This is a genomic window from Tardiphaga sp. 619_E2_N8_4, assembly GCF_051810905.1.
GTDB lineage: Bacteria > Pseudomonadota > Alphaproteobacteria > Rhizobiales > Xanthobacteraceae > Tardiphaga > Tardiphaga robiniae.
In genome coordinates, this window is record NZ_JBPWQJ010000001.1 from 1,886,588 (window position 1) to 1,901,822 (window position 15,235).

The window sequence follows — 15,235 nt, forward strand, 5'->3', positions numbered from 1 at the left end:
CGGGCAGCCGCGATCCCGCCATCAAGCGCCGCCCGGCGTTAACGTCAAGCAAATCCCGGAACTTTTAGCGGCAGGGTGAACAGCGAGGCCGCAGCCAAGGCCTGTGCCGAACAAAGCGGCAATCCCGGAGTTGTTGTGACAAATCAGGGAGGTTTACCATGAAGTCACTGCTGCTCGCCGTTGCGCTCGTTCTCGTGCTGCCCTCATGGGCTTCCGCAGATACCCCCGGCAAGGACTGGATGACCGCACAGCAGGTCACCGAAAGGCTGCGCAGCTTGGGCTATACCGAGGTCAGGGAGCTTGAGGCCGACGACGGCCATTGGGAAGCCGATGTCGTGAAGGACGGCCGGACCTTCGAGGTCCATGTCGATCCGCATAGCGGCGCGCTCACCAAGAACGAACCCAAGCACTGACGCCGGCAGGCTAGTCTATTTCCAGAGCCCTAAAGACTGCCATTTGGCGGGCGGAATGACCGTTCCCGTCTTGTAGGTGAAATCCAGTACCGTCTTGTGGTCCGGCGTCGCCTTGCAGGTGAAGGCGACCTGCATCCATTTGCCGCCCGCGCGATAGGCGCCGCCCTTGGCGATCATCGTATTGCCGAGATGCTGCGGCGGCATCAGTGCGTCGGATTTGGCGCGCTCGACGCGCGGACCGCCCTTGCTGATCCGGCGCATCGCCTCGAAATCGCAGACCTGTTCCAGCCGGGTCTTGGGATCGAGCTTGCCGAGGGCCGCCATGAAGCGGGCATCGCTGGCGTGGGCCTGCGGGACGAGCGCCACGAGGCCGAGCGGAATAAGCAGGAATTTCATGCGGGACGGGACAACACGTTTGGAAGGTAAGAGATCGGCGGGATGATACCGCTTAGCGTCTCTGCGGGTTGCTGGCTACCCACTCTGGGATGCGCCGCGCGGCAGGTCGCGCTGTGCGAGTCCCGGCCGTGAATGGGATCGACGCGCGCACGCGCCGTCTGTCCCGCGTCGCCGCGCAAGTTGGCCTTTCGGTGGTCCCCTTTGATGGGAGGGGGATGAAACGCCGAAAGGCGCAACCTTGTATTCAGTGGCGCGTCCCGTCGGCTGCCTGGACGCCCTCGAGAAGCACCCCTCGTTGGACAGGGTTGGCGGAATATAGTCTCAATTGCTCGTATGTCAAGCGGTGCGAAAGCCGTCTTTCTCGGTAGAGGCCCCTCTACTTTAACGCGTATAATGGTCTGTCGCCGCTAGTGCTCCCCGATGAGCAAGCGATCGGTCACAGGGAGCAGCAATGAATATTGAGAAAATTCAGATAAGAAATTTTCGATCGATAGAAGACGCCGAGTTGGAGCTTATGCCCAGATGTCGGGTTTTGGTCGGCATCAACGAGTCCGGAAAATCCAATCTTCTAAAGGCAATTTCTTCGCTGGGAACTTTTGTGCCGACTCGCATCGATGACGCGCGCGAGCCCTCCCCAAGTGAAGATCCGATACGGCGCCCCGCGCTGACGTCTAGTTCCTTGCACGCGAAGACGCAGGGGAGTCATAAGGAAAGAGCCTCGATACTTTCGTATCGAGGCTCTTGAAGCTTAGACTTGCTCTGATCGTCCGGAATTACCTCGGCAGCGTCGTCGTTCCCATCAGCGCCTGATCGATGGCGCGGGCGCAGAGACGTCCCTCGCGGATCGCCCAGACCACCAGCGACTGGCCGCGGCGCATGTCGCCGGCGGAGAACACCTTCGGCAGCGAGGTCGCGAAATCGGTCGTTGCGGCGCGGACATTGCCGCGCTGGTCGAGATCGACGCCGAGGGTCTTCAGCATGCCTTCGTGGACGGGATGGACGAAGCCCATCGCCAGCAGCACGAGGTCGGCCTGCAGCGCAAATTCCGAGCCGGGGATCGGCTTGAACTTGTCGTCGACCTGCACGCAGTTCAGCTTGGTGACCTTGCCGTCTACGCCTTCAAAGCTTTGCGTCAGCACGGCGAATTCGCGCTTGGCGCCTTCGGCCTGGCTCGACGAGGTCCGCATCTTCAGCGGCCAGTTCGGCCAGGTCAGGCCCTTGTTCTCCTGCTCGGGCGGAGCCGGCATGATTTCGAGCTGGGTCACCGACAGCGCGCCCTGACGCAGCGAGGTGCCGATACAGTCGGAGCCGGTGTCGCCGCCGCCGATGACGACGACATGCTTGCCGCCGGCGAGAATTTCCTTGATGTCGCCGAGCGGCTCGTTGCCGACGCGGCGGTTCTGTTGCGGCAGGAAGTCCATGGCGAAATGGATGCCGTCGAATTCGCGGCCGGGGATCGGCAGGTCGCGGCCATGCTCGGCTCCGCCGGTCAGCGCGATGGCTTCATATTCTTTGAGCAGTTCGGCTGGATCAATCGCACTGGGCGAGGTGCCGCCGACAGCCTTGCCATAATGGAAGGTGACGCCTTCGCCTTCCATCTGCGCGACGCGGCGATCGATGATGTGCTTTTCCATCTTGAAGTCGGGAATGCCGTAACGCATCAGGCCGCCGGCCTTGGCGAACTTCTCATAGATATGGACGTCGTGTCCGGCGCGCGCGAGCTGCTGCGCGCAGGCCATGCCGGCGGGGCCTGCACCGATCACGGCGACCTTGCGGCCGGTCTTCACGGCGGAGATCTGCGGCTTCAGCCAGCCATTGTCCCATGCCTTGTCGACGATGGCGCATTCGATGGTCTTGATGGTGACCGGGTTGTCATCGATGTTCAGCGTGCAAGAGGCTTCGCACGGCGCCGGGCAGATGCGGCCGGTGAATTCCGGGAAGTTGTTGGTGGAGTGCAGGTTGCGCGAGGCTTCTTCCCAGTTGCCGGTATAGACGAGGTCGTTCCAATCCGGGATCTGGTTGTTGACCGGGCAGCCGGGCGTGCCGGGCTGAACCGAGCCGGTGCCGTGGCAATAGGGAATGCCGCAATTCATGCAGCGCGCGGCCTGGTCGCGGGTGTCTTTCTCGCTGAGCGGAATGACGAACTCGTTATAGCCCTTCAAGCGCTCGGTAACCGGCGCGTACTTGCGGTCGTGACGATCGATTTCCAGAAAACCCGTGATCTTGCCCATTACAACTGACGCCTCTGAACTCTTAAGTTCCAAATTCCGTCCTCATCCTGAGGAGCGGCCACTTGGCCGCGTCTCGAAGGATGCGTGATTTGTCCCTCATGGTTCGAGACGGCGCTGCGCGCCTCCTCACCATGAGGGCCTTTTCCTTACGCGCCGATCGCGATCTGCGGTTCGGCCTCGGCGCTTTTCGCTTTCAACTCGCGCAGTGCGCGGCGGTACTCGACCGGCATCACCTTGCGGAATTTCGGCAGCCAGGTTTTCCAGTCCGCGAGGATCATCGCAGCCTTGGCCGAGCCGGCATATTTTGCGTGACGCGTGATCAGCACATGCAGGCGCTCGATATCGGAGTCGAGCAGGTTGGCGAACACGTCGACCTTGCCATGGGCTTCGAGATCGCCGGAGTGGTGATAGGTGTTCTCGGCGATCATCTCTTCCGAGAGGACCGGTTCGAGTTCGACCATCGCCATGTTGCACAGCTTCGGGAAGTCGCCGGTTTCGTCGAGCACGTAAGCCACGCCGCCGGACATGCCGGCCGCGAAGTTACGGCCGGTCTTGCCCAGCACCACGACGATGCCGCCGGTCATGTATTCGCAGCAGTGATCGCCGGCGCCTTCGACGACGGCCACGGCACCCGAGTTACGAACGGCGAAACGCTCGCCGGCGACGCCGCGGAAATAGCACTCGCCCTCGATCGCGCCATACATCACGGTGTTGCCGACGATGATCGACTCCTCCGGCACGATGGCGGAATGCGCCGGCGGGCGGACGATGATTTTGCCGCCCGAGAGACCCTTGCCGACATAGTCGTTGCCTTCGCCTTCGAGATCGAAGGTGATGCCCTTGCACAGCCATGCGCCGAAGGCCTGACCGGCGGTGCCCTTCAGCGACACCTTGATGGTGTCGTCGGGCAGGCCGGCATGGCCGTAGATCTTGGCCACCGAGCCCGCCAGCATGGCGCCGGCCGAACGGTTGGTGCTGTTGATCTTGGTGTCGATCTTCACCGGCGCGCCGCGATCGAGCGCGGGCTGCGCCTGCTTGATCAACTCGCGATCGAGCACGGCTTCCAGGTGATGGTCCTGATCTTCGGTGTGATAGATCTTCTGGCCGGGCAGTTCGGGCTGGCGCACGAACAGCTTGGAGAAGTCGAGACCCTTGGCCTTCCAGTGCGACACGAGCGCCGACTGGTCGAGCATCTGCACCTGGCCGACCATCTCGTCGAAGTTGCGATAGCCGAGCTGGGCCATGATCTCGCGGACTTCCTCGGCGACGAAGAAGAAGTAGTTGATGACGTGCTCGGGTTGACCGGTGAAGCGCTTGCGCAGCACCGGGTCTTGCGTCGCGACGCCGACCGGGCAGGTGTTGAGATGGCACTTGCGCATCATGATGCAGCCGGCCGCAATCAAGGGCGCGGTGGCGAAGCCGAACTCGTCGGCGCCGAGGAGCGCGCCGATGACGACGTCACGGCCGGTGCGGAAGCCGCCGTCGACCTGGACGATGATGCGGCTACGCAGCCGTTCACGCACCAGGGTCTGGTGGGTTTCGGCAAGACCGATTTCCCACGGCGAACCCGCATGCTTGATCGAGGTCAGCGGCGATGCGCCGGTGCCGCCTTCGAAGCCGGCGATGGTCACATGGTCTGCGCGCGCCTTGGCGACGCCAGCGGCAACCGTGCCGACGCCGATTTCCGACACCAGCTTGACCGAGACCTGGCCCGTCGGATTGACGTTCTTGAGGTCGTAGATCAGCTGCGCGATGTCTTCGATCGAATAGATGTCGTGATGCGGCGGCGGCGAAATGAGACCGACGCCCGGGGTCGAGTGGCGCACGGCGGCAATCGTCGCGTCGACCTTGTGGCCGGGCAACTGACCGCCTTCGCCGGGCTTCGCACCCTGCGCCATCTTGATCTGCATCATGTCCGAATTGACGAGATATTCCGTGGTGACGCCGAAACGGCCGGACGCGACCTGCTTGATCGCCGAACGCATGCTGTCGCCATTCGGCATGGGCTTGTAGCGATCCGACTCCTCGCCGCCTTCGCCGGTGTTCGACTTGCCGCCGATCCGGTTCATGGCAATGGCCAGCGTCGTATGCGCCTCGCGCGAGATCGAGCCGTAGGACATGGCGCCAGTCGCAAAGCGCTTGACGATGTCCGCGGCGGATTCGACTTCGTCGAGCGGCACAGGCTTGCGCTTCTCGTCCTCGGCCGTCTTGATCTTGAACAACCCGCGCAGCGTCAGCAGACGCTCGGACTGTTCGTTGAGGATCTTGGCGAAGGCGCGATAACGATCCTGCGAGTTGCCGCGCACGGCATGCTGTAGCAGCGACACCGACTCCGCATTCCACGCATGGTCTTCACCACGGCTGCGATAGGCATATTCACCGCCGACATCGAGCGCCGTCTTGTAGATCTGGATCTCGCCGAACGCCTCGTTGTGGCGACGCACGGTCTCCTCGGCGATTTCGGCGAGGCCGACGCCTTCGATCTTGGTGTGGGTGCCTGTGAAGTACTTGGTCACGAATTCCTGACGCAGGCCGACGGCGTCGAAGATCTGCGCGCCGCAATAGGACTGGTAGGTCGAGATGCCCATCTTCGACATGACCTTGAGCAGGCCCTTGCCGATCGACTTGATGAAGCGCTTGACGATTTCATAGTCGTCGAGCTGCACCGGCAGCCGGTCCTTCATGGCGATGATGGATTCGAACGCCAGATACGGGTTGATCGCTTCGGCGCCATAGCCGGCGAGGCAGGCGAAGTGATGCACTTCGCGCGGTTCGCCGGATTCGACGACCAGGCCCACCGAGGTGCGCAGGCCGGTGCGGATCAGGTGGTGATGCACGGAAGCGCAGGCCAGCAGCGACGGGATCGGAATGCGATCCGAGCCGGCCATGCGATCGGACAGGATGATGATGTTGACGCCTTCGCGCACCGCAGCTTCGGCGCGGGCGCACAGTTCATCCAGCACCTGCTCCATGCCTGCCGCGCCGAAACCGGCATGGAAGGTGGTGTCGAGGGTACGCGAGACAAAGTGCGACTCGGCGACATCGGTGATCGAGCGGATCTTTTCGAGATCCTGGTCGGTCAGGATCGGCTGGCGCACTTCGAGACGCTTGGTGGTGGCAACGCCCTGCAGGTCGAACAGGTTCGGCCGCGGTCCGATGATCGAGACGAGGCTCATGACGAGCTCTTCACGGATCGGATCGATCGGCGGGTTGGTGACCTGCGCGAAGTTCTGCTTGAAGTAGGTGAACAGCGGCTTCGGCTTGCTCGACAGCGCCGAGATCGGCGTGTCGGTGCCCATGGAGCCCGACGCTTCCTCGCCCTGCGACGCCATCGGCGTCAGCAGGATGGTGACGTCTTCCTGGGTGTAGCCGAAGGCCTGCTGGCGATCGAGCAGCGGCAGGTTGGAGCGCTGGCCCTTGGCCGCCGCGTCCGGGAGTTCTTCCAGAACGATCTGGGTGTGTTCGAGCCACTCGCTATAGGGATGGCTTGCGGCCAGCGTCGCCTTGATCTCGTCGTCAGGGATCAGACGGCCCTGGACAAGGTCGACCAGCAGCATCTTGCCGGGCTGCAGACGCCACTTGGTGATGATGTCTTCTTCCGGAATCGCCAGCACGCCCATTTCGGACGCCATCACGATGCGGTCGTCCTTGGTGACGAGATAACGTGCGGGGCGCAGACCGTTACGGTCCAGCGTCGCGCCGATCTGTCGACCGTCGGTGAAGGCGAGCGCGGCAGGACCGTCCCACGGCTCCATCATCGCGGCGTGATATTCGTAGAAGGCGCGGCGCTGCTCATCCATCAGGGGATTGCCAGCCCAGGCTTCCGGAATCATCATCATCACGGCGTGGGGCAGCGAGTAGCCACCCTGTACCAGGAATTCGAGCGCGTTGTCGAAACAGGCGGTGTCCGACTGGCCTTCATAGGAGATCGGCCACAGACGGCTGATGTCCTTGCCGTACAGTTCGGACTCGATGGACGCCTGACGCGCCGCCATCCAGTTGACGTTGCCGCGCAGCGTGTTGATTTCGCCGTTATGCGCGACCATGCGGTACGGATGCGCCAGCGACCAGGTCGGGAAGGTGTTGGTCGAGAAGCGCTGATGCACCAGTGCCAGCGCGCTTTCGAAATCCTCTTCGTGCAGGTCGGCATAGTAGCTGCCGAGCTGGTCGGCGAGGAACATGCCCTTGTAGATGATCGTGCGGCACGACATCGAGCACGGATAGTAGCCGGCAAGGCCGCGCTCGCGGCGCTGATAGATCGCCTGCGAGATCGACTTGCGGAGAATGTACAGACGGCGTTCGAATTCGTCCTCGTCGGCGATCTTGGCTTTGCCGATGCCGATGAAGACTTGCATGTTGGCAGGCTCGGTCGGCTTCACGCTTTCGCCGAGCGATGCGTTGTCGGTCGGGACGTCGCGCCAGCCGAGCAGCTTCAGGCCTTCGGCCTTGATCTGGTCGCCGATGATGCCCTGAATGACTTTCCGCCACGCGGTATCACGCGGCATGAACAGCGCGCCGATGGCGTATTGGCCAGGCTCCGGCAGGCTGAAGCCGAGTTCCACAGTCTTGCGGACGAAGAACTTATGCGGGATCTGCACCAGAATACCGGCGCCGTCGCCAAAGCGCGGATCTGCGCCGGTGGCGCCGCGGTGCTCGAGGTTGCACAGGATGCTGATCGCGTCAGACACAATCTGATGCGACTTGCGGCCCTTGATGTTGGCAATGAAGCCGACGCCACAGGCGTCCTTTTCCTGCGACGGGTCATAGAGGCCCAGCGCCGGCGGACGGTAGGTATGGAGTTCCGGTTTGATGGCGGTGTCTTTCACGTTAGCCGATTTGATAGCCGGGGCCGCCGAATGCGTGCCGGTTTCGATCAATTGGCGCTCGTGCTCTGATCCGCTCATCTTCGTCCTCTCAACCCCCGTCGGGGTTCTGCCACCCTTGTCGGCGCACCTTTGACGCTCGCGGAACCCGTTCGGGCTACCGCTCGCGCGTCTTGCGAGCCTCGTTTTCAGAATTCAGACTGGTGGTGCCCATCGTCCCCGGCGGCCACCCCATATCTCGCCTTAAAGGCATTTCGTCTCAGCAGGCGTGTTTTTTAGTCGCGACGCCTGCTTATGTTGCAAACCCTGTGCCGGATTTGCCACCAAAAATTGCGACAGTGATGCTGTCCTAACCAGGACTTTGCCAAATTTTTATCTAGCACACAAGCGCGCTTGAGTCCGTCGTCGCATAGCAACAACGCATGCCAAATTGTCCAAGCTGGCGTGGACACATTCAGCCCGGAGGTGCCGCGTTCCGGCCAAAGGCTGGCCCAAGGGCTGCCGGATTCAGCGGTGAGGTTGCGCAGTGCTCGTTAACGCCTGTGGCAGCGGTGCTGGCAGGCGAGCGAAGCGTGAGGTTCAGGAAGTTGAACACTCTCCGGGCGCGGGGGCGTCGAAGGAGCATGCAATGAAGGTACTTGTGGGATGTCTGGCCTCGGCCGGTCTGTTGCTGGCGAGTGGTGCTGCACAGGCGCAGGCGCTGCCGCCGATGCGCGGCGACGTTGCCGTTGTGGCGCAGGTCTCCGATGTCGGCGGTCCCTATGCGGCTATGCCGCCCGTGGAATATGCGGAGCCGCGCCCCTATGGCGTGTTGCGCCGTGGCTATGATCTGGCGGTGCTGCCGCTGCGTGAGGTCTATTCGATCCTGCGCGAGGCCGGCTTCTCCGCCCTCGGCATGCCGCAGCAGCGCGGCCTCATCTACACGGTCGCGGCGATCGATCTCGACGGCGAGGACGGCCGGCTGGTGATCGATGCGCGGAGCGGACGCATTCTGCGCTTCATTCCGGCCTATCGCATGGGCGACCGGATGAGTGAGGAAATCGACACGCGCTACGGCCCGCAGGGCGCAGTGCCGACCCTGCCGCAATATCGCCGCCCGCCGTTTACAGCCGGGACGGCAACGCCCGCGCCGAAGGTTGCCAGCCGCACGACGAGCGTGCCGCTGCCGAAGCGGCCACCGGTGCGCGCGGTTGCGGCGCCGGCCAAGCCTGTCGCTCCGGCCGAGACCAAGCCGGTCGCAGTCAAACCACCTGAAACGCCGCCGGCCGCTGCGCCCGTGCAGCAATCGGCCGTGACGGAGCAGAAGCCCGCCGAGACGAAGGCGCCGGAAACGACCGGGGCTGCTCCGGCAACACCGGCAGTGCCCGAGAAGAAAGACGCTGTTGCTCCGACAGTCGCTGCGCCGGCGACAGAAGCAAAGCCTGCGACACCGCCAGCTGCGGAAACGCCGCCGGCTGCCCAGGGGCTGGAATAGTCCGGGCCGGATCAAGAAAAAACGCCCCGGATTGCTCCGGGGCGTTCGTTCAACAACTACACTTACTTCAGTTCACATACTTCAAGTACAAAGTCGCGGTTACGCGGCGACTTTCTCGGCCGAGCCGTCAACCACCTGCGGCGCGCTCGCGGCGCTGGTGGAAATCGGAATGCTGCGGGGTTTCTTGGCTTCCGGGATCTCACGGACGAGGTCCACATGAAGCAGGCCGTTCTCGAGCGAGGCGTTCTTCACCTGTACGAAATCGGCAAGCTGGAAGGCGCGTTCAAAGGCACGGGCGGCGATGCCGCGATAGAGCACTTCGGCCTTGCTGCCATTCTCGTTGGCAGCCTTCTCGCCCTTGATCGTCAGCGTGTTTTCCTTCGCGACGATGGAGAGTTCGTTTTGCGCAAAGCCGGAAACGGCGACGCTGATACGGTACTCGTTCTCGCCGGTGCGCTCGATATTGTAGGGCGGATAGCCCGGCGCTGCGTCACCTGTGCTCTGATCGAGCAGATTGAACAGGCGGTCGAAACCGACGGTGGAACGATAAAACGGGGTGAGATCATAGCTACGCATTGGATAGTCCTCCATTGAGCGACTGTTGCAATAACCCGCCCGCCATAGGGGCCGGGCTTTCGTGTCATGCAGCCTAGAGAGGCCTGCATGAAGCTGATATGGGAGGGGTCTGGCGGCTCGCAAGGGGGGCCGAAAGATTCGCGCCGACCTGTCTCCCGCCCTTGAAATCCCGCGTTTTTCGCCTAACCGGTCCCCCGCCATGACGCTCGTCTCCATTCCCGCCAACCCCGTTCCCGAGGGGGCCGTGTCCGGCACCATCAAGACGCCGGACGGCGCTGAGCTACGTTTTGCGCGCTGGGCGCCGACGACCGGGCGCAAGGGCACGGTCTGCGTGTTCAGCGGGCGCGGCGAATATATCGAGAAGTATTTCGAGACCGTGCGCGACCTGCGCGACCGCGGCTTTGCAGTGGCCATGATCGACTGGCGCGGACAGGGCCATTCGTCGCGGCAGTTGCGCGATGGCCGCAAGGGCTATGTGCGCAGCTTCTCGGATTTCGAGATCGACGTCGAAAGTTTCGTGCAGCAGGTGGTGATGCCGGATTGCCCGCCGCCCTATTTCGCGCTGGCGCATTCGATGGGCGGCGCGGTGATGCTGCGTGTGGCGCATTCCGGCAAGCGCTGGTTCGATCGCATGGTGCTGTCGGCGCCGATGATTGATCTGCCGGGCCGTTCGACCTCGCTGCCGGCGCGGCTGCTGTTGCGTGTCATGCGCTGGACCGGGCAGGGCGGCAACTACATTCCCGGCGGCAATGGTGAGCTGGTCGGGACCTCGTCATTCCCCAACAACAAGCTGACCAGCGATCCTGTGCGCTATGCGCGCAACGCGGCAATCCTCGAAGAGGACGCAACGCTCGGCATCGGCTCGCCGACGGTGGCCTGGGCCGATACGGCGATCCGTGGGATGCATGGCTTTCGCGAGGCCAGCTATCCCGTGAAGATCCGTCAGCCGATCCTGATGCTGGCGGCCAGCAACGACCAGGTGGTGTCGACGCCGGCCATCGAGGAATTCGCCTATCACCTGCGTGCCGGGTCGCATCTGGTGATCGCCGGCTCCCGTCACGAGATCCTGCAGGAACAGGATCGCTACCGGCAGCAATTCTGGGCGGCGTTCGATGCATTCGTGCCGGGGACGCCGCTGTTCAAATAACGGACACATCCTATGCTTGGTATTCACGGCCTCTGGCTCTTCATCCTGTCCGGCATCCTGCTCAACATCACGCCGGGGCCGGACACGGCTTATATCGTCGGGCGCAGCGTGCAGATGGGCTGGCGTGGCGGTGTCGCGGCCGCGCTGGGGATCAGTGCGGGATGCCTCGTCCATGTGTTCGCCGCGGCGGTCGGATTGTCGGCGCTGCTGGCGGCCTCGTCCTATGCCTTCACAGCGGTGAAATGGATCGGTGCGGCCTATCTGCTTTACACCGGCGTGCAGATGCTGCGTGCGCGGGCATCGACAGTTGCAACGAACGACGCTGCGGAAAAGCCGCTGCTGTCGCTTCGGCAGGTGTTCTGGCAGGGCGCCTTCACCAACGCGCTGAACCCGAAGGTGGCGCTGTTCTTTCTCGCCTTCCTGCCGCAATTCGTCGACGTGGATGCGCCCAGCAAGGCGTTGGCTTTCATCGTACTTGGGCTGATCTTCATCAGCACGGGCACGATCTGGGGGCTCGGCACGGCCATTGTCGCGGCCAAAGCCGCCAGCCGCGTCCGGCGATCCAGTCAGGCAATGATGTGGATCAACCGCGCCCTCGGCGGCGTCTTCATCTATCTCGGCATCCGCGTGGCGATGCTGGAGACGCGTTAGTTACTTCAGAATTTCCCACGTCTCGACGCCGGCCAGATAGACGCCGAGCAGCATCATCGCGATCAGGAACCAGCGGCGGAATTGGTCGGGATGCATCCGCATACGCACCATCTGGCCGATGAACATGCCGGCAAAGGCCATCACCATGGCAACGAGGCCCGACAGCGCTATGGAGGCATTCAGCAGACCGGCGCTGGAGAGGTTGAAGGCCTGTGCGAGAGTACAGACGGTGAAATAGACACCGAGCGCCTGGATCAGCTCGTCCTTTTCCATGCCAATCGACTGCATGAAGGGCATCGACGGGATCACCTGCACGCCGGTGGCGGCAGCGACGACACCGGTGACAAGGCCGACGACGCCGCCGACCCACCCTTCGTTCTGTTTTGCGACGCTTAGCTGGAATTTCACGAGGCTGATGGCACCATAGATCACCAGCAGGATGCCGAGCACGACGGTGCCGTAGCGCGCATAGGGGCCGGTCATCAGCCCGCCGCTGCTCCAGATACCGAAAGCGGTGCCGAGCATCAGCGGCCACAGCCGGCGGATGATGTCGCGCAAATAGCCGCCGACGAAAGTCTGCCAGATATTGGTGACGATCGCGGGGGCGATGACGATGGCCAGCGCCTGCACCGGCGGCATGGCGACGGCGAGCAGGCCCATCGAAACGGTCGGGAGGCCGAGGCCGATGACCCCTTTGACGAAGCCGGCGAGCGCGAAGACTGCAGCGATCAGAATGAGTGAGGAATCGAACATGATGCAGGCACATTGACCGATCGGCTGGACAGGCACAATCTGGAGGTTACGGAGAAAGCCTTCGTCTTTAACGAAGGCTGGCGCGGAGAACACCATGCATGCCGACCTTGTCGATCTCAGGCTGTTCGTCGCGGTGGCCGAGGCGCGCAGTATCACCGCGGGTGCTGCCGCTGCCAATCTGGCGCTGGCTTCGGCTAGTGCGAGAATCAAGGGGCTGGAGGCGACGATCGGCGTGCCATTGCTGAAACGGGGCCGGCGCGGCGTTACGCTGACGGCGGCTGGCGAGAGCCTGCTCGGCCATGCCCGCATCGTAATGCAGAATGTCGAGACCATGCGCGGCGACATGGCGGCCTATGCCAATGGCATGAAGGCCAGTGTGTCGATGCTGGCCAATACGGTGGGCCTGTCCGAACATCTGCCGAAGGCGCTCGCGAGTTTCCTGCGCGAGCACCCCAATGTCAGCCTCGAGGTCGAGGAGCGCGAGAGCGCCGATATCGCCCAGGCGATCGCCGCCGGCATCGCCGATTTCGGCTTCGCTGCCGAGCATACGCTGCCGGACAGTCTGGAACGCTTCACCTTCAACGAAGACCGGCTGATGCTGGTGACGGCGCCGCGCAGCGATCTCGCCGGCCGGCGACATATCGATTTCCATGAGATCATCGACCGCGACTTCATCGGCCTCACCAACGCGACCGCGCTGCAGAACCACATCGGCAAATATGCGGCGAAGCTGGGTGCGCGACTGCGCTACCGAGCGCAGATGCGGGATTTCGATGCGATGTGTCAGATGGCGGCGGCGGGGGTCGGCATTGCGATTGTGCCGGAAGTCGCCGCACGGCGCTGCGCGCGGTCAACGGCGCTGGCGCTGATCCGCATTCGCGATCCCTGGGCGAACCGCAGACTGGCGATCTGCTTTCGCAGCCTGAAGACGTTATCCCGTCCCGCGCAGCAGATGATCGAGCATCTGCGGGCTGCAGCGCGGGCGTAGCAGTTCCCGATCAGGCGTTGAGGATCTTCAGCGCCGCCTCATGCACGCGCGGGTCGCCGGCGGCGACGATGCGGCCACCGTTCTGCGCGGGCTTGCCCTCCCACGTTGTCACCACGCCGCCGGCGCCGGTGATGATCGGGATCAGGGCTGCGATATCGTAGGGCTTCAGCTCGGTCTCGATGACGAGGTCGAGATGGCCAGCGGCGAGCATGCAATAGGAATAGCAATCGCCGCCGTAGCGCGTCAGCCGCACGCCTTTTTCGACGTCGTGAAATTTTGCGCGATCGGCGTCGCCCATCAGCCGCGGGCTGGTGGTGAACAGCGTGGCGTCCTTCAGCGATGCGCAGCGGCGCACGGCAAGCTTGCGGGTGGTGTTGTTGGGGCCCTGGTAGCGCGCCGAGCCGCTGTCGCCGCTGAAGCGCTCGCCGATATAGGGCTGGTGCATCATGCCATAGACCGGTGTGCCCCGATGCAGCAGCGCGATCAGCGTGCCCCAGATCGGGAAGCCGGAGATGAAGGATTTGGTGCCGTCGATCGGGTCGAGCACCCAGACATATTCGGCGTCTTCGCGTTCGGTACCGAATTCCTCGCCAACAATGCCGTGCTGGGGGAAGTTGGCCTTGATCAGCCGGCGCATCACCGCCTCGGCGGCGCGGTCGGCTTCCGTGACCGGGTCGAAATCGGTGCTGTTCTTGTTGTCGATACTCAGCGAGGTGCGAAAGAACGGCAGGATGGTCTCGCCCGACGAGGTCGCAAGACGACCAATGAAGGCGTTGAAGTCGATGACCGTCACGGAGAGGTCCTTTGTTGCGGCTGCTGGATGGGGACGTGTCGCTTCCTATACAGCGCAGGGCAACGACTCGCATCTGCGGTGATCGAAATCTCTCTGCGATTCCCCTAAGCCACAGCACTGAATCGGATTGCGATTTCCCTAAGATTCCTGATGTCCGGCATCAGAAATTGGTCAATGGAATGAATATATGATCATTTCTTAAATAGGTCAAAGCTACTGTCATTTCTATATCGCATTGATTTTACTTATAGAAATTATGACGCCTATGCCTGAACGGTGCGATCACCATGCGAAATTTGCATGGAAATTTGCCCGAAAACTCTTGCACTTGGTGCGTCGCGGCTGCATATTGTTGCGGTGCGGTAGCGCTTGCGCTATCGCTGCCCTCCTTGGGCGTTTCCTCCCTAGACTTGGGCCGCTTGCTATCGCAAGCGGCCCTTTTTTCTTGTCGGAGGAGTTTTGCATCACGGCGTGCCGACGTGGCTGCCGGCGATTGTCTTTATGTCGCCTGGCCTGTTCGTCGCCTGGCACCCCGACAGCCTCGGGCCCATTGCGACGTCAGTCATCAAGCAAGACTTATTCGGCTGAGAACCTCAAGCCGGTGTCCACGTCGTGGCGGTTACTTCAGCGACCCGTTGATCTCGGTGAACTTGCCGTTGAGGTTGGTGCCGAGGCCGTTGACGACGGCGATGATGGCCAGCGAGATGCCGGCGGCGATTAGCCCGTATTCGATCGCAGTCGCTCCCGATTCGTCCGACCAGAATTTCTTGATGATGTTCTTCATGTTCTCTCCTGCCATTTTACGCGGTTCCAATCCGCGGAACCACGCTGGTGGGGATAACCTAAAGTTGCATTAATCCCGGTGGTAAAACTCTGCCCCATCTCTAAATCCAGCGAAAATTGACAATTTGTCGCACGAAATAAGCGCTGCCGTGACCCGGCGGTCACGGTTCCAAATACCCCACCTGATTGAGTGAAGGTTCGAACCCG

At 62.5% G+C, this 15,235-nt stretch carries 13 protein-coding genes; 6 read left to right on the forward strand and 7 right to left on the reverse strand.

Annotated features, from left to right (window positions below):
* Nucleotides 1–158: 158 nt before the first annotated feature.
* Nucleotides 159–413 carry a PepSY domain-containing protein gene (locus AB8A23_RS08990; protein WP_120287195.1) on the forward strand — a complete coding sequence of 85 codons (255 nt, stop codon included), beginning with the start codon at nucleotides 159–161 and terminating at the stop codon, nucleotides 411–413.
* A gap of 15 nt (nucleotides 414–428) precedes the next feature.
* Here AB8A23_RS08990 and AB8A23_RS08995 read toward each other — a convergent pair whose 3' ends face one another.
* Nucleotides 429–809 (reverse strand): DUF930 domain-containing protein, encoded by a 381-nt coding sequence (locus AB8A23_RS08995; protein ID WP_120287194.1) that lies wholly within the window; start codon nucleotides 807–809, stop codon nucleotides 429–431.
* Between the two features lie 451 nt (nucleotides 810–1,260).
* Between AB8A23_RS08995 and AB8A23_RS09000 the strand changes: the two genes are divergently transcribed.
* A complete protein-coding gene (locus tag AB8A23_RS09000) occupies nucleotides 1,261–1,554 on the forward strand; it encodes an AAA family ATPase (protein ID WP_439059878.1) in 294 nt (97 codons plus the stop codon).
* Between the two features lie 28 nt (nucleotides 1,555–1,582).
* Here the strand turns inward: AB8A23_RS09000 and AB8A23_RS09005 are convergent, their stop codons facing one another.
* Both AB8A23_RS09005 and gltB read right to left on the reverse strand, forming a co-directional pair.
* Complete coding sequence (locus tag AB8A23_RS09005) at nucleotides 1,583–3,040, reverse strand: glutamate synthase subunit beta (protein WP_439059877.1); 1,458 nt, start codon at nucleotides 3,038–3,040, stop codon at nucleotides 1,583–1,585.
* A 146-nt stretch (nucleotides 3,041–3,186) separates the two neighbouring features.
* Nucleotides 3,187–7,944: a glutamate synthase large subunit gene (gltB, locus tag AB8A23_RS09010; protein WP_120287191.1), complete on the reverse strand. Its 4,758-nt coding sequence runs from the start codon at nucleotides 7,942–7,944 to the stop codon at nucleotides 3,187–3,189.
* 547 nt (nucleotides 7,945–8,491) lie between these two features.
* On the opposite strand from gltB, the gene AB8A23_RS09015 reads away from it, so the two are divergent.
* A complete protein-coding gene (locus AB8A23_RS09015) occupies nucleotides 8,492–9,337 on the forward strand; it encodes a hypothetical protein (protein WP_120287190.1) in 846 nt (281 codons plus the stop codon).
* Between the two features lie 99 nt (nucleotides 9,338–9,436).
* Here AB8A23_RS09015 and AB8A23_RS09020 read toward each other — a convergent pair whose 3' ends face one another.
* Nucleotides 9,437–9,913, reverse strand: a complete 477-nt coding sequence (locus AB8A23_RS09020) for an Hsp20 family protein (RefSeq protein WP_199711967.1) — start codon at nucleotides 9,911–9,913, stop codon at nucleotides 9,437–9,439.
* Nucleotides 9,914–10,112: 199 nt separating this feature from the next.
* Between AB8A23_RS09020 and AB8A23_RS09025 the strand changes: the two genes are divergently transcribed.
* A complete protein-coding gene (locus tag AB8A23_RS09025; protein ID WP_120287188.1) occupies nucleotides 10,113–11,060 on the forward strand; it encodes an alpha/beta fold hydrolase in 948 nt (315 codons plus the stop codon).
* Between the two features lie 12 nt (nucleotides 11,061–11,072).
* Nucleotides 11,073–11,711 carry a LysE family translocator gene (locus tag AB8A23_RS09030; RefSeq protein WP_120287187.1) on the forward strand — a complete coding sequence of 213 codons (639 nt, stop codon included), beginning with the start codon at nucleotides 11,073–11,075 and terminating at the stop codon, nucleotides 11,709–11,711.
* On the opposite strand, the gene AB8A23_RS09035 is transcribed toward AB8A23_RS09030, so the two are convergent.
* A complete protein-coding gene (locus tag AB8A23_RS09035) occupies nucleotides 11,712–12,464 on the reverse strand; it encodes a sulfite exporter TauE/SafE family protein (RefSeq protein ID WP_120288012.1) in 753 nt (250 codons plus the stop codon). It lies immediately after the preceding gene.
* Between the two features lie 94 nt (nucleotides 12,465–12,558).
* Between AB8A23_RS09035 and AB8A23_RS09040 the strand changes: the two genes are divergently transcribed.
* Nucleotides 12,559–13,452 (forward strand): LysR substrate-binding domain-containing protein, encoded by an 894-nt coding sequence (locus AB8A23_RS09040; protein ID WP_120287186.1) that lies wholly within the window; start codon nucleotides 12,559–12,561, stop codon nucleotides 13,450–13,452.
* A 10-nt stretch (nucleotides 13,453–13,462) separates the two neighbouring features.
* On the opposite strand, the gene hisN is transcribed toward AB8A23_RS09040, so the two are convergent.
* Together hisN and AB8A23_RS09050 are read right to left on the reverse strand one after the other, a co-directional pair.
* Entirely contained in the window at nucleotides 13,463–14,245 is a 783-nt protein-coding gene (gene hisN / locus AB8A23_RS09045) for a histidinol-phosphatase (protein ID WP_120287185.1), read from the reverse strand.
* A gap of 619 nt (nucleotides 14,246–14,864) precedes the next feature.
* Entirely contained in the window at nucleotides 14,865–15,029 is a 165-nt protein-coding gene (locus AB8A23_RS09050; protein ID WP_199711966.1) for a Flp family type IVb pilin, read from the reverse strand.
* Nucleotides 15,030–15,235 lie beyond the last annotated feature (206 nt).